This is a genomic window from Ramlibacter lithotrophicus (genome assembly GCF_012184415.1).
Classification (GTDB): Bacteria; Pseudomonadota; Gammaproteobacteria; order Burkholderiales; family Burkholderiaceae_C; genus Ramlibacter; species Ramlibacter lithotrophicus.
The window spans coordinates 480,139-494,931 of record NZ_VTOX01000001.1 but is presented as its reverse complement, the minus strand read 5'-3'; the positions used below and the strand labels follow the sequence as shown (position 1 = coordinate 494,931).

The window sequence follows — 14,793 nt, the reverse complement described above, 5'->3', positions numbered from 1 at the left end:
CAGGCGGCCACGGATCAAGCGTCTTCGCGCGCCGCTTCGATGGCCTCGATACGGCTCGACAGGTCCAGCCAGCGCTCTTCCAGCACGGCAACTTCGTCGTGGATGGATTTCAGCCGCTTGCCCGCGTCCGCGATCTCGGCCGGTGGCAGCGGGGCGGCCAGTCGCGCTTCGAGTTCCGCCTTGGCTCCATCGAGCTGCGCCATCCTCTGGTCCACCTGTTCCAGTTCGCGCTTGAGCGGCCTGGTGCGCTGCGCGAGCTGCTGGCGCTGCTGGGCGTCCAGGCGCCGCTGCTCCTGCGGCGAGCGCTCCGGCGCGGAAGGGGCCGGCACGGGTGGCGCCGTGGCGGCCGGCGTGCGCGCGCCGTCCCTCGCTTCCTGGCGCGCCTCTTCCCGCAGGCGCCTCGACTCCTCCAGCAGGTAGCGCTGGTAGTCGTCCAGGTCGCCGTCGAACGGCTGCACGCGGCCGCGCCCGACCAGCCAGAACTCGTCGCACACGGCGCGCAGCAGGGCCCGGTCATGGCTCACCAGCATCACCGTGCCTTCGAATTCGTTGAGGGCCATGGCCAGCGCCTCGCGCGTGGCCAGGTCCAGGTGGTTGGTCGGCTCGTCCAGCAGCAGCAGGTTGGGGCGCTGCCAGACGATCATCGCCAGCACCAGCCGCGCCTTCTCGCCGCCGCTCATCGTGCCGACGGCCTGCGCCACCATGTCGCCGCTGAAGTTGAAGGTGCCCAGGAAGTTGCGCAGGTCCTGCTCGCGTCCCGACTCCCCCGAGTTGGGGCCGAGTTCGCGCGCCAGCCGCGTCATGTGCTCCAGCGGCGTGTCCTGCGGCCGCAGCACGTCGAGTTCCTGCTGCGCGAAGTAGCCGATGTTGAGGCCCTTGCCTTCGGTGACGGTCCCGCCGAGCGCCGGAATGGCCCGCGCGATCGTCTTGACCAGCGTGGACTTGCCCTGGCCGTTGGCACCGAGGATGCCGATGCGCTCGCCGGCGAGCACGGACTTGTCGACGCCGCCGACGATCAACTTCCGTTCGCCGTCGACCACATACCCGAACTCGCCGTCGCGGATCGCCAGCATCGGGTTGGGCAGGTTGGCGGGCTCCTTGAACTCGAAGGTGAATTCGGCCTCGGCCAGCACCGGGGCGATCTTCTCCATCCGCTCCAGCGCCTTGACCCGGCTTTGCGCCTGCTTTGCCTTGCTGGCCTTGGCCTTGAAGCGGTCGATGAACTTCTGCAGGTGCGCGATCTTTTCCTTCTGCTTCGAATACGCGGCCTGCTGCAGCTCCAGCTGCTGTGCCCGCAGCGTCTCGAACGCGCTGTAGTTGCCGCCGTAGCGCGTGAGCTGCTGGCGCTCGATGTGCACGGTGACGTCGGTCACGGCGTCGAGGAACTCGCGGTCGTGGCTGATCACGATCAGCGTGCCCTGGTAGCGCTTGAGCCATGCCTCCAGCCACACCAGCGCATCCAGGTCCAGGTGGTTGGTGGGCTCGTCCAGCAGCAGCAGGTCCGACGGGCACATGAGCGCCCGCGCCAGCTGCAGGCGCATGCGCCAGCCGCCGGAGAAGCTGCTCACGGGCTGGTCCAGGTCGGCCGGCTTGAAGCCCAGGCCCAGGATCAGCGACTGGGCGCGCGGCACGGCGTCGTGCTCGCCGGCATCGGCCAGGTCCGAATGCAGATGGGCGATCTCCATGCCGGCGGCCGCATGGTCGCCGCTCGCGTGCGCCTGCGCCTCGGCCCGTGCCAGCGCGTTGCGCAGCTCCATGAGCCGGGTGTCGCTGCCCAGCACGAAGTCCGTGGCCGGCTCGTCGGTCTCCGGCATGTCCTGGGCCACCTGGCTCAGGCGCCATTGCGCCGGCATCGTGAATTCGCCGGCGTCCTCGTGCAGCTGGCCGTCGATCAGCCGGAACAGCGACGACTTGCCGGCCCCATTGCGCCCCACCAACCCGACTTTCTCGCCGGGATTGATCGTGACCGAGACCTGGTCGAGGAGCACCTTGGCGCCGCGGCGCAGGGTGACGTTGCGCAGGAGGATCACGGGCGCTCCCCGCCGGCCAGGGCTTCCCGCGTCAGGAGCAGCACCTGGTCGTCGCCGGCGCTGGTCTCCAGCCACACGGCCGCGAGTTGCGGGAAGGCGTCCTCGAAGTGCGGCCGCTCGTTGCCGATCTCCAGCACCAGCGCGGCCCCCGGATTCATGTGCGCCGGGGCCTCGTGCAGCAGCCGCCGCACGAAGTCCATGCCGTCGGCGCCGCCCGCCAGCGCCAGCTGCGGCTCGGCCCGGTATTCGGCGGGCAGTTGCGCCATGCTCGCGGCGTTGACGTACGGCGGATTGCACAGGATCAGGTCGAAGGCGCCGGACACGGCTTGCAGCCCGTCCGATTCGACCAGTTCGATGCGGTCCTGCAATCCGTGCCGGTCGACGTTGATGCGCGCGACCGCCAGCGCATCGGGCGAGAGTTCGGCGCCGGCAACCGCGGCGTCGGGATAAGCCATCGCCGCGAGCACGGCCAGGCTGCCGTTGCCGGTGCACAGGTCCAGGATGCGGCCGCTGCCGTCGAACCACGGATCGAGGTCGCCGCCGGCGAGCAGCTCGGCGATGAAGCTGCGCGGCACGATGGCCCGCTCGTCCACGTAGAACGGCACGCCTTGGAGCCAGGCCTCGCGGGTGAGATACGCCGCCGGCTTGCGGGTGCGGATGCGCTCGGCGACCAGCTCTTCGACGGTGGCGCACTGCTGCGGCGACAGCGCCATGTCGGCGACGCCGTCGAGGTCGTCGAGCGGCAGCCCGAGCGCCCACAGCACGAGCCAGGCCGCCTCGTCGAAGGCGTTGGTGGTGCCGTGGCCGAAGGCGACGCCGGCTTCTTCCAGCCGGGCGGCGCTGTGGTTGACGAGTTCGATGAGGGTCATGGAATTGAATACCGGACGCAGAAGCCGCAAAGGTGACGCAGAAGCCGCAAAAAAACAGCAAAGACTTTCAGGCGTCCTCTTGCGGCTTTTGCGCAGCTTCTGCGGCCACTGCGTTCGGCTGTCCGATCCCCGTCGCGACTGCCGCTTCGAGGTTCTTCAGCACCCGCCGGTAGATGTTCTTCAGCGGCTCGATGTCGGCGACGCGGACGTGCTCGTCGATCTTGTGGATCGTCGCGTTCACCGGGCCCAGCTCGATCACCTGCGGGCAGATGCGCGAGATGAAGCGGCCGTCGCTGGTGCCGCCGGTGGTGGACAGCTCGGTCTCCAGCCCGGTCTCCGCGCGGATGGCCTCCTGCACCGCCGTCACCAGCTCGCCGGGACGGGTGAGGAACGGCAGCCCGCCCACGGTCCAGTCGAGCTCGTAGTCCAGTCCGTGCCGGTTCAGCACTTCCTCGACCCGCTGCTGGAGGCCGTCGGGCGTGGACTCCGTGCTGTAGCGGAAATTGAAGTCGATCACGACCGATCCCGGGATGACGTTGGTCGCGCCGGTGCCGCCATGGACGTTGCTGATCTGGAAGCTGGTCGGCGGAAAGAACTCGTTGCCGCGGTCCCATTCGACGGCCGCCAGTTCCGCCAGGGCCGGCAAAGCCTGGTGGATCGGGTTGCGAGCGAGTTGCGGATAGGCGATATGGCCCTGCACGCCTTCCACCACCAGCTTGCCGCTCATGCTGCCGCGGCGGCCGTTCTTGATCATGTCGCCGACCCGCTCGACCGAGGTGGGCTCGCCGACGATGCAGAAGTCCAGGCGCTCCCCGCGCGCCGCGAGCTGTTCGCAGACCACCACGGTGCCGTCGACCGCCGGTCCTTCCTCGTCGCTGGTGACCAGCAGCGCGATGGACAGGGCCGGGTCCGGATCGGCGGCGAGGAATTCCTCGATCGCGACCACGAACGAAGCGATCGACGTCTTCATGTCGGCCGCGCCGCGTCCGTACAGCTTGCCGTCGCGGTGGGTCGGCGTGAACGGATCGCTCGTCCACTGGTCCAGCGGGCCGGTCGGGACGACGTCCGTGTGGCCCGCGAAGACGATGGTGCGGCCGGCCGCCTGGCCGTGCAGGCGTCCTGGACGGCGGGCCCACAGGTTGCTCACGCGGAACTCGGCCGGTCCACTGGGCAGCGGCTCGCACTCGAAGCCCAGCGACTGCAGGCGCTGGGCCAGGATCTCCTGGCACTGGGCGTCTTCGGGGGTGACGGAGCGGCGGGAGATGAGCTGTTCGGCCAGGTGCAGCGTGCGCGACATCAGTGCTTCACGTCGAGCGTGATTTCGGTGAAGGACGGCTCGTCGTCGAGGTCTTCGGCCGAAGCGCCTTCCTCGACCTGCTCCTGCTCCTTGCCGCGGAAGTCGTTCTGCAGCCGCCATTGCAGGTTGGTGGGCGAGTCGGCGTAGGCCAGGCCCTCCTTCTTGTCGATGAAGCCGTCCATGATCAGGCGGGCGATGTCCTGCTCGAAGGTCTGCGAGCCTTCGGCCATCGACTTCTCCATGGCTTCCTTGACGCCGGAGAAGTCGCCTTTTTCGATCAGCTCGGCCACCAGCTTGGTGTTGAGCATGACTTCCACCGCCGGCGTCCGGCTGCCATGCACAGTGCGCAGCAGCCGCTGCGACACGATGGCCTTGAGCGCGGCTGCCAGGTCGCCGAGCATCGTCGGGCGGACCTCCACGGGGTAGAAGCTCAGGATCCGGTTCAGCGCCTGGTAGCTGTTGTTGGCGTGCATGGTCGCCAGGCACAGGTGGCCCGACTGGGCGTACGCGATCGCCGCCGACATGGTTTCGCGGTCGCGGATCTCGCCGATCAGGATCACGTCCGGCGCCTGGCGCAACGCGTTCTTCAAGGCCGTCTGCATCGAGGCGGTGTCGCTCCCGACCTCCCGCTGGTTGACCACCGATTTCTTGTTCCTGAACAGGAATTCGACCGGATCCTCGATGGTGAGGATGTGCCCGGAGACGCGCTCGTTGCGATGGTCCATCATCGCCGCCAGCGTCGTGCTCTTGCCGCAGCCGGTGGCGCCGACCATCAGCAGCAGGCCGCGCTTTTCCATGATCAGGTCGCCCAGGATCAACGGTACCGACAGCGAGGCGAGCGGCGGGATGTCGGTCGTGATGTAGCGGATCACGGCGGCATAGGTGCCGCGCTGGCGCATGGCAGAGAAGCGGAAGTTGCCGACGCCTTCGATCGCGTGGGCCATGTTCAGCTCGCCGGTGGCTTCCAGTTCCTTCATGCGCTCGGCCGGCAGCACTTCGGCCATCAGCGCCCGCGGCGCGTCCGCCGGCAGCAGCTGGTTGTTGATCGGCAGGCACTGCCCGTTGATCTTGATGAGCGCCGGCGCGTGTGCGGAGAGATACACGTCCGAGGCCTTCTTCTCGCTCATCAGGCGCAGGATGCGCTCCATCGTGCCGCTCATGTGGCGCTCCTCGTCTTATGAATGCGGACAGCCGGACGCCGAAGCCGCAATAACTCGCAGAAGCCGCAAAGGTCATTCATTCTTCAGGTCCCTTCTGCGGCTTCTGCGTCACCTTTGCGGCTTCTGCGTCCGGTATTCAAAAACGGTCAATCCCGCAGCAGATCGTTCAGGCTCGTCTTCGCCCGGGTCTGCGCATCCACGCGCTTGACGATCACCGCGCAATAGAGGCTGTACTTGCCGTCGGCGCTGGGAAGGTTGCCCGACACCACCACCGAGCCGGCGGGGATCCGGCCGTACGAGACCGTGCCGGTGGCGCGGTCGTAGATCTTGGTGCTCTGGCCGATGTACACGCCCATGGAGATCACCGAGTTCTCCTCGACGATCACCCCTTCGACCACTTCCGAGCGGGCGCCGATGAAGCAGTTGTCCTCGATGATCGTCGGGTTGGCCTGCAGGGGCTCGAGCACGCCGCCCAGTCCGACGCCGCCGGACAGGTGCACGTTCTTGCCGACCTGGGCGCACGAGCCGACGGTGGCCCAGGTGTCGACCATGGTGCCTTCGTCGACATAGGCGCCGATGTTCACGTAGCTGGGCATCAGGATCGCGTTCTTCGCGATGAAACTGCCGCGGCGCGCCACGGCCGGCGGCACCACCCGCACGCCGCTGGCCGCCATCTCCTCGGCGCTCACGTCGGCGAACTTGGTCGGCACCTTGTCGTAGAAGCCGAGGTCGCCGGCGCGGGTCAGCTCGTTGTCGCGCAGCCGGAACGACAGCAGCACGGCCTTCTTGATCCACTGGTGCACGGTCCACTGGCCGACGGCCTGGCGGGTGGCCACGCGCAGGCGGCCGGCGTTCAGCTCCCCGATCACGTGCTCCACGGCTTGCGCCACTTCCTTCGGGGCGGCCTTGGGGGAAATGTTGGCGCGGTCCTCCCACGCGGCGTCGATGATGCTTTGCAGCTGCTGGCTCATGAAGTTACCTGGCTCTTGACTGGACGAACTGGACGATGCGTCGTGCGGCTTCCACACATTCGGCGGTTTCGGCGACGAGCGCCATGCGCACGCGGCCGCTGCCGGGGTTGTACGGCGCGCCGGCGCGGCTGGCGTCGCGGGCGAGGTAGCTGCCCGGCAACACCGTGACATTGTATTGAGCGAGCAGGTCGCGGGCGAAAGCCGTGTCGCTGCCGCCGACGCCGGCCCACAGGTAGAAGCCGGCGTCGGGCAGCCGCACGTCCAGCACCGGCTGCAGCAAGGGCAGCACCTGCCCGAACTTTTCCTGGTACTGGGCGCGGTTGGCGACCACGTGCTGCTCGTCGTTCCAGGCGGCGATGCTGGCCTGCTGCACCACGGGGCTCATGGCGCTGCCGTGGTAGGTGCGATACAGCAGGAACTGCTTCAACAGCGCGGCGTCGCCCGCGACGAAGCCGCTGCGCATGCCCGGCACGTTGCTGCGCTTGGACAGGCTGGTGAACATCACGAGGTTGCGGAAGTCGGTCCGGCCGAGCCGCGCCGCCGCCTCCAGGCCGCCCAGCGGCGCCTGGCCCGAAAAATAGATCTCGCTGTAGCACTCGTCGGAGGCGATCACGAAACCATGCCGGTCGGACAGCTCGAACAGGCGGCGCCACTCGTCCAGCGGCATCACGGCACCCGTCGGGTTGCCGGGCGAACAGACGAACAGCAGCTGGGTGCGGGCCCAGACATCGTCCGGCACGCTGTCCCAGTCGACGGCGAAGTTGCGCTGCGGGTCGGTTGCCACGTAGTAAGGCCGCGCCCCGGCGAGCAGGGCAGCGCCCTCGTAGATCTGGTAGAAGGGGTCGGGGCAGACCACGACCGGGTCGCGCGTCGGATCGATGACGGTCTGGGCGAAGGAAAACAGCGCTTCGCGCGAGCCGTTGACCGGCAGCAGCTGGGTGGCCGGGTCGGCGGCGATGCCGTAGCGGCGCTCCAGCCAGCCGGCACAGGCCTCGCGCAGCGCCGGCACACCGGTGGTGGCCGGATAGCTGGCCAGGCCGGCCAGCGAAGCGGTCAATGCTTCCTTGATGAAGGCGGGGGTCGGGTGTGTCGGCTCGCCGATGCCCAGGCTGATCGGGCGATAGGCCGCATTGGGCTGGACGTCGGCGAAGAGCTGCCGCAGCCGCTCGAACGGGTAGGGCTGCAGGCGGGACAACAGGGGATTCATCCCCCGATTATCAGTGGGCCGCGGCACCGCCGCCGCGACCCGCCGCTTCACTCGTCCTGGAACGCGATTTCCCGCGTCTTGGACACCGCCGGCAGGGCCACCAGCACCACCAGCAACACCGCGGCGATCAGCAGCCCGAGCGACAGGCCACGCGTGAAGAAGGTGGAGAAATCGCCGCGCGACAGCAGCATCGCCCGGCGCAGGTTCTCCTCCATCATCGGCCCCAGGACGAAGCCGAGGAGCAGCGGCGCCGGCTCCACCGAGAGCTTGACGAAGATGTAGCCGATCAGGCCGAACGCGGCCGCCTGGAACACGTCGAAGACGTTGTTGTTGATCGAGTACACGCCGATCGAGCAGAACACCAGGATCGCCGGGTACAGGTAACGGTAGGGCACCTTCAGCAGCTTCACCCACAGGCCGATCAGCGGCAGGTTCAGGATGATCAGCATGGCGTTGCCGATCCACATCGAGACGATCAGGCCCCAGAACAGGTCCGGGTTGCTGGTCATCACCTGCGGTCCGGGCTGGATGTTGTGGATCGTCATCGCGCCGACCATCAGGGCCATCACCACGTTGGACGGGATGCCCAGCGTCAGCAGCGGCACGAACGAGGTCTGGGCGCCGGCGTTGTTGGCGGCTTCCGGGCCGGCCACGCCTTCGATCGCGCCGTGGCCGAACTCCTCCGGCCGCCGGGACATCTTCTTCTCGACCGTGTACGACGCGAACGCCGACAGCGTGGCGCCGCCGCCGGGCAGCATGCCCAGCAGCGTGCCGAGCGCCGTGCCGCGTGCCGCGGCGGGGATCATGCGCCTGAAGTCTTCCTTCGTCGGGAACAGGTTGGTCACCTTGTTGGTGAAGGTCTCGCGGTGCTCGCCCTGTTCCAGGTTCGACGCGATTTCGGCAAAGCCGAACAGGCCCATGGCCAGCGCGACGAAGTTCAGACCGTCCGTGAGCTCCGGCACGCTGAACGAGTAGCGCGCCACGCCGGAGTTGACGTCGGTGCCCACCAGGCCCAGCAGCAGGCCCAGGACGATCGCGCCCACGGCCTTGATCAGCGACCCCGAGGCCAGCACGACGGCGCCCACGAGACCCAGCACCATGAGCGAGAAGTATTCGGCGGGGCCGAACTTGAAGGCCAGTTCCGCCATCGGGGCCGCGAATCCCGCCAGCACCAGGGTGGCGAAGCAGCCGGCGGCGAACGAGGAAATCCCGGCGGTGGCGAGCGCCACGCCGGCGCGGCCCTTGCGCGCCATCTGGTAGCCGTCGATCGCGGTGACGACCGACGACGACTCACCGGGCAGGTTGACCAGGATTGCCGTGGTCGAGCCGCCGTACTGGGATCCGTAGTAGATGCCCGAGAGCATGATCAGCGCGGAGACCGGCGGCAGCGCGTAGGTCACGGGCAGCAGCATCGCGATCGTGGCCGACGGGCCCAGGCCCGGCAGCACGCCGATCAAGGTCCCCAGCAGGCACCCGAGGAAGGCGTAGGCGAGGTTCTGGAAGGTGAGCGCGGTCTGGAAGCCCAGCGCGAGGTTGTCAAGCAGTTCCATGGCAGCGTCCTCCTCAACCCATGAACGCCGGCCACATCGGCAACTGCAGGCCCAGGCCGTACACGAAGGCGCCGGCGCAGATCGCCAACAGCACGAAGGCGTTCACCAGCGCCCCCTTCCAGCCGAATTCGTGGCTGGCCATGCTGGAGACGAACACCAGCACGATCAGGGAGCCGACCAGCCCCAGCGGAACCAGGAGCAGCCCGAAGAGCACGACCGAGCCCAGGATCCACGCCAGCGTCTTGAAGTGGAATCGCGGCAGGTGCTCGGGTGGCGCATGCGGGCGCAGCGAGCCGGCCAGCACGATGGCCCCGATGCAGGCCAGCAGCAGGCCCAGCGCGAAGGGGAAGTAGCCCGGGCCCATGCGGGCGGCGTCGCCCATCCGGTAACTGGTGGCGCCGACGGCGAAGGCCAGGCCGACGGCGATGTAGAGCAGACCGGAAGCGAAGTTCTTCTGGCTGCGGATGGCTATGCGAAACAAGTGGGGATCCTCGAAAAAAAAGCGCACGGGAAACGTGCGCGCCCAGGTGCAAAAGCATCACGATATGACATTGTTTATGTCATGTCATGAGGAGATACACCGAGGCCTTTCGTCGTCGGCAGCCCGTTTTCTTTGATACATTCGACCGCGACGGCCCCCACGCCAGAGTGGGGCGCGAACCACAGATGCACGCCTTCCAGACAGCGCAGGCCAAGCCCCACCCGGCGGCGCCTGCCCAGACCGCGCCGACGAAGCAGCAGCTGACGGCGCTTTCCCAGTTCCGCTACGCGCTGCGGCGCTTCCTGCGTTTTTCCGAGGACGCCGCGCACGACGCGGGCATCACGTCCCTGCAGTACCAGCTGATGGTGCACATCGCCGGGATGCCGGAGCGCGAGTGGGCGACCGTCGGCGAGCTCGCGGAACGGCTGCAGGCCAAGCCGCACGGCGTCGTGGCGCTGGTCACGCGCTGCGAGGAGGCCGGGCTGGTGCGCCGGCGGCCGGGCCGGCAGGACCGCCGGCAGGTCGAAGTGCACCTGCTCGCCAAGGGGCGCCACTACCTGGACCGGCTCGCCGTCATGCACCTGGAACAGTGGCAGGTGCTGGCCGACGCCGTGGACGCCGCGGCGCGCGATTTGCCCGGACGGCGGCGCTGACGCCGCCGCTCAGGCTGCGGGGTTCCAGCGCACGCCGAGGCGATCCATCAACTCGCGCGCGTTGTCCGGTGCGTGCAGCTTGTCGGTGTTGTCGAAATAGCAGTAGACGTCTCGCGAGGCGCACGCCGGGGGCGCCTCCGCGGAGATCAGCCGCGCGTCCCGCGGCTGGCGGCCGTTGGCCCAGGAGCGCATGAAACGCGCCCAGCGGTCCAGCTCCTCGCCCGTATAGCGGCTGTTGTACAGCTCGGTCGAGCCGTGCAGCCGGACGTAGACGAAATCGGCCGTGATGTCCTCGAACAGCGGCCAGGGATTGGGCGTGTCGGCCACCACCCAGGCGACGCCGTGGCGGCGAAGCATGGCGATGAACGCGGGGTCGACGAAGCTGTCGTGCCGCACTTCCACCGCGTGGCGCAGCGGCTGTTCGAACCGCACCTGCAGCGCCACCCGCTCGCGCATCCGCTCGTCGTGGCCGCGCGCCAGCAGCGCGGCCTGCGTGGCCGTCCGCGGCAGCAGGTCGAACAACTCCTCGAACAGCCCCGGGTTGAACTTCATCCGCGGCGGGAACTGCCACAGGATGGGTCCCAGCTTGTCGCCGAGCTCCAGCAGGCCCGAGGCGAAGAAGTTCGCCAGCGCTGTGCGCGCGTTGCGCAGCTTGAGCATGTGCGTGATGTAGCGGCCGCCCTTGACGGCGAAGATGAAGCTCGGCGGCGTCTCGCGCGCCCACGAGGCATAGCTCGAGGGCCGTTGCAGCGAATAGAACGAGCCATTGAGCTCGATCGAGTTGAACGCGCGGGCCGCGAATTCCAGCTCGCGCGCCTGCGCCAGCCTGGCCGGATAGAAGTTCCCGCGCCAGGGCGTGTAGCGCCAGCCGGAGACGCCGATTCGGATGCGGCCTGCCATGGGGCCACTTGTGCCAGAACCCGGGCCGCCGCGCTGGCCGGGCTTACGCTTGGTTGCAAGCGGCGCCGCCGCGGGGCGCTCGGGCGCCGCCTGTATCATGCGGGCCACTGCCGGCGGCTCAGCCGGCGCCCCTTCCCGTCAGCGTCTTTCGAGCAGGCCGTGCGTCTTACTTCCATCAAGTTGTCCGGGTTCAAGTCGTTCGCGGAACCCACCAATTTCATGCTGCCGGGCCAGCTCGTGGGAGTCGTGGGCCCCAACGGTTGCGGCAAGTCCAACATCATGGACGCCGTGCGCTGGGTGCTCGGCGAGAGCAAGGCCAGCGAGCTGCGCGGCGAGTCGATGCAGGACGTGATCTTCAACGGCACGACCACCCGCAAGCCGGCCTCCCGCTCGTCGGTCGAACTGGTGTTCGACAACGCCGACCACCGCGCCGGCGGCCAGTGGAGCCAGTTCGCCGAGATCGCTGTCAAGCGGGTGCTGACGCGCGACGGGACCTCCAGCTACTACATCAACAACCAGCCGGTGCGCCGGCGCGACGTGCAGGACGTGTTCCTGGGCACCGGGCTGGGCCCGCGCGCCTACGCCATCATCGGCCAGGGCACGATCAGCCGCATCATCGAATCCAAGCCCGAGGAGCTGCGCCTGTTCCTGGAAGAGGCGGCGGGCGTTTCCAAGTACAAGGAGCGGCGGCGCGAAACCGAGAATCGCCTGTCCGACACGCGGGAGAACCTCACCCGGGTGGAGGACATCCTGCGCGAGCTCAACGCCAACCTGGAGAAGCTGGAGAAGCAGGCCGAGGTCGCGCAGCAGTACAACGCGCTGCAGGCGGAGGCCACCCTCAAGCAGCAGCAGCTGTGGTTCCTCAAGCGCGCCGAAAGCGAAGCCGACCAGGGCAAGGTCAAGGCGGATGCCGACAAGGCCGCCAACGACCTCGAGTCGCGCGTGGCCGACCTGCGCCGCATCGAGAGCGAGCTGGAGACCATCCGCCAGGCGCACTATGCCGCCGGCGACCAGGTGAACCAGGCGCAGGGCCAGCTGTACGAAGCCAGCGCCGAGGTCGGACGGCTGGAAGCGGAGATCCGCTTCGTGGTCGAAGGCCGGCAGCGGGTCGAGCAGCGGCTGGCGCAACTGACGCAGCAGACCGCCCAGTGGGCCGCGCGCCGGGACGAGGCAGCGGCCGAGACCGAGGCGCTCGGTGCTCAGGGCGAGCACGCGGAGGAACGGGCCGCGCTGCTGGCCGCGCAGGTCGAGGAGCAGGGCCTGCAACTGCCCGACCTGGAGGACGCGCTGCGCCAGGCGCAGGCGCGCGCCAACGAGCAGCGCGCGCAGGTGGCGCAGGTGCAGCAGCAGATCCAGGTGCTGGCCGCTGACCAGCGCAACATCGAGGAGCAGACGCGGCAGCTCGCGCAGCGGCGCGAACGGCTCGCGCTCGACCGCAACGCGCTGGCCGCGCCCGACCAGGAGCGGCTGCACCAGTTGCAAGGCCAGTTCGCCGCGGCGCAGGAGACTGCCGAGACCGCCGACGGGCGCCTGCACGAACTGCAGGAGCAGGTACCGCAGCTCGACGAGGACCGGCGCGCGAAGCAGCAGGGCGTCAACAGCGAGAGCCACAAGCAGGCCGATCTTTCCGCGCGCATGGAGGCCCTGAAGGCGCTGCAGGAGAAGGTTCGGATCGACGGCAAGCTCAAGCCCTGGCTGGCGAAACACGGGCTCGACCACCTGCAGGCGCTGTGGACGCGCATCCACATCCAGCAGGGATGGGAAGGCGCGCTGGAAGCCGCCTTGCGCGAGCGCATGAATTCGCTGGAGGTCTCGCGCCTGGACATGGTGCGGGCCTTCGCCGCGGACGCGCCGCCGGCGCGGCTCGCCTTCTACAGTCCGCCGCCGGCGGCGGCCCCCGAAGGCCAGGCCGCGCTGCCGCGGCTGGCGCAACTGCTTCGGCTCAACGACGCCGGCCAGCAGGCGCTGCTGGCGGACTGGTTGCACGGCTGCTACACCGCCCGCAGCCTGGAGGAGGCGCTGGCGGCGCGCAGCCAGCTGCAGGTCGGTGAGGTGATCTACGTCCAGAGCGGCCACGCGGTGAGCGCGCACAGCGTCAGCTTCTACGCGCAGGACTCCGAGCAGGCCGGGCTGCTGGCGCGACAGCAGGAAATCGAGAACCTGGAAAAGCAGTTGCGGGCACAGGCGCTGATCGCCGAGGAAGCCCGCACGGCCCTGGTACGCGCCGAGGCGGCGTACAGCGACGCTTCGCAGCGGCTGGTGCTGGCGCGGCGGGAGGCGGCCGAGACCCGCAGCCGGGCCCATGAACTGCAGGTGGAGACGCTGCGCCTGACGCAGCTGGCCGAGCAGACCCGGGTCCGCAGCGAACAGATCGACGCCGATCTCGCCGAGGTCGACGCCCAGCTCGAGGACTTGCAGGAGCGCCGCGTGACGGCCGAGGCGCGCTTCGAGGAGCTGGACATGCAGCTGGCCGACAGCCAGGAACGCCATGCCCAGCTGGACGAGCGCGTGATGGAGGCCGAGCGCAAGGTGAGCGAGAGCCGCGAGCAACATCGCAGCCTGGAGCGACAGGCGCAGGAGGCGCAGTTCGCCCAGCGCTCGGTGCAGGCCCGGCTGGCCGAGCTGCGGCGCGCGATCGAAACGGCGGAGCAGCAGGCGCAGAGCATTGCCGCCGAGGAGCAGCGCGGCCGCGAGGAGCTCTCGCGCCTGACCGACGCTGCCGCCCAGGCCGGGCTGCAAAGCGCCCTGGCACTGAAGCTCGAACGCGAACAGGCGCTGGGCGCCAAGCGCAGCGAGTACGACGACCTCACGGCCAAGCTGCGCGCCAGCGACGAACGCCGGCTGCAGCTGGAGCGCGAACTCGACCCGCTGCGCCAGCGGATCACCGACTTCCAGCTGAAGGAGCAGGCCGCGCGCCTGGGCTTCGAGCAGTACTCGCAGCTGCTGGCCGATGCCAGCGCGGATCTGGAGGCGGTGGCGAAATCGATCGAGGCCGGCAACGTGCGGCTGGCCGGCATGCAGGGCGACATCGACCGGCTGCACCGCGAGATCGCGGCCCTCGGCGCGGTGAACCTGGCGGCGCTGGAGGAGCTCACCACCGCGCGCGAGCGCAAGCAGTTCCTGGACGCGCAGTCGCAGGATCTCAACGAGGCCATCACGACGCTGGAAGACGCGATCCGCAAGATCGACGGCGAAACGCGCGAGCTGCTGGCCGGCACGTTCAACACCGTCAACGAGCACTTCGGCAAGATGTTCCCCGAGCTGTTCGGCGGCGGCAACGCGAAGCTGGTGATGACCGGCGACGAGATCCTGGATTCGGGCGTGCAGGTGATGGCGCAGCCGCCCGGCAAGAAGAACCAGACCATCCACCTGCTCTCTGGCGGGGAGAAGGCACTGACGGCGATCGCCCTGGTGTTCGCGATCTTCCAGCTCAATCCGGCACCGTTCTGCCTCCTCGACGAGGTGGATGCCCCGCTGGACGACGCCAATACCGAACGCTATGCCAAGCTGGTGACCAGCATGAGCCGCGGCACGCAGTTCCTCTTCATCAGCCACAACAAGATCGCGATGGAGATGGCCGAGCAGTTGATCGGCGTGACCATGCAGGAGCAGGGCGTCTCGCGGATCGTCGCCGTGGACATGGAATCGGCGGTCTCCATGGTCGAGGCCGCATGA

General features: G+C 68.7%; 11 protein-coding genes. 2 read left to right on the top strand and 9 right to left on the bottom strand.

The window, feature by feature from the left end; genetic code table 11:
* Positions 1 to 14: 14 nt before the first annotated feature.
* The 8 genes from RAMLITH_RS02325 to RAMLITH_RS02290 all read right to left on the bottom strand — a co-directional run bounded on the left by RAMLITH_RS02325 (position 15) and on the right by RAMLITH_RS02290 (position 9,556).
* On the bottom strand, positions 15 to 2,030 hold the full coding sequence (locus RAMLITH_RS02325) for an ATP-binding cassette domain-containing protein (protein WP_168105710.1): 2,016 nt from the start codon (positions 2,028 to 2,030) through the stop codon (positions 15 to 17).
* On the bottom strand, positions 2,027 to 2,899 hold the full coding sequence (gene prmB / locus RAMLITH_RS02320) for a 50S ribosomal protein L3 N(5)-glutamine methyltransferase (RefSeq protein ID WP_168105709.1): 873 nt from the start codon (positions 2,897 to 2,899) through the stop codon (positions 2,027 to 2,029). The genes RAMLITH_RS02325 and prmB overlap by 4 nt, the downstream gene beginning before the upstream one ends.
* A 67-nt stretch (positions 2,900 to 2,966) precedes the next feature.
* Entirely contained in the window at positions 2,967 to 4,196 is a 1,230-nt protein-coding gene (gene dapE, locus RAMLITH_RS02315; protein WP_168105708.1) for a succinyl-diaminopimelate desuccinylase, read from the bottom strand.
* On the bottom strand, positions 4,196 to 5,356 hold the full coding sequence (locus tag RAMLITH_RS02310; RefSeq protein WP_168105707.1) for a PilT/PilU family type 4a pilus ATPase: 1,161 nt from the start codon (positions 5,354 to 5,356) through the stop codon (positions 4,196 to 4,198). The genes dapE and RAMLITH_RS02310 overlap by 1 nt, the downstream gene beginning before the upstream one ends.
* A 146-nt stretch (positions 5,357 to 5,502) precedes the next feature.
* Entirely contained in the window at positions 5,503 to 6,327 is an 825-nt protein-coding gene (gene dapD / locus RAMLITH_RS02305; RefSeq protein ID WP_168105706.1) for a 2,3,4,5-tetrahydropyridine-2,6-dicarboxylate N-succinyltransferase, read from the bottom strand.
* 4 nt (positions 6,328 to 6,331) lie between these two features.
* Positions 6,332 to 7,534: a succinyldiaminopimelate transaminase gene (gene dapC / locus RAMLITH_RS02300; protein ID WP_168105705.1), complete on the bottom strand. Its 1,203-nt coding sequence runs from the start codon at positions 7,532 to 7,534 to the stop codon at positions 6,332 to 6,334.
* A gap of 47 nt (positions 7,535 to 7,581) precedes the next feature.
* Entirely contained in the window at positions 7,582 to 9,084 is a 1,503-nt protein-coding gene (locus RAMLITH_RS02295) for a tripartite tricarboxylate transporter permease (protein WP_168105704.1), read from the bottom strand.
* Between the two features lie 13 nt (positions 9,085 to 9,097).
* Positions 9,098 to 9,556 carry a tripartite tricarboxylate transporter TctB family protein gene (locus RAMLITH_RS02290; protein WP_168106420.1) on the bottom strand — a complete coding sequence of 153 codons (459 nt, stop codon included), beginning with the start codon at positions 9,554 to 9,556 and terminating at the stop codon, positions 9,098 to 9,100.
* A gap of 194 nt (positions 9,557 to 9,750) precedes the next feature.
* Between RAMLITH_RS02290 and RAMLITH_RS02285 the strand changes: the two genes are divergently transcribed.
* Complete coding sequence (locus tag RAMLITH_RS02285; RefSeq protein ID WP_168105703.1) at positions 9,751 to 10,218, top strand: MarR family winged helix-turn-helix transcriptional regulator; 468 nt, start codon at positions 9,751 to 9,753, stop codon at positions 10,216 to 10,218.
* Between the two features lie 9 nt (positions 10,219 to 10,227).
* Here RAMLITH_RS02285 and RAMLITH_RS02280 read toward each other — a convergent pair whose 3' ends face one another.
* Positions 10,228 to 11,118 carry a DUF72 domain-containing protein gene (locus RAMLITH_RS02280; RefSeq protein WP_168105702.1) on the bottom strand — a complete coding sequence of 297 codons (891 nt, stop codon included), beginning with the start codon at positions 11,116 to 11,118 and terminating at the stop codon, positions 10,228 to 10,230.
* A 159-nt stretch (positions 11,119 to 11,277) separates the two neighbouring features.
* On the opposite strand from RAMLITH_RS02280, the gene smc reads away from it, so the two are divergent.
* The gene (smc, locus tag RAMLITH_RS02275; RefSeq protein ID WP_168105701.1) at positions 11,278 to 14,793 is read left to right on the top strand and encodes a chromosome segregation protein SMC; all 3,516 of its coding nucleotides are present in this window, start codon (positions 11,278 to 11,280) and stop codon (positions 14,791 to 14,793) included.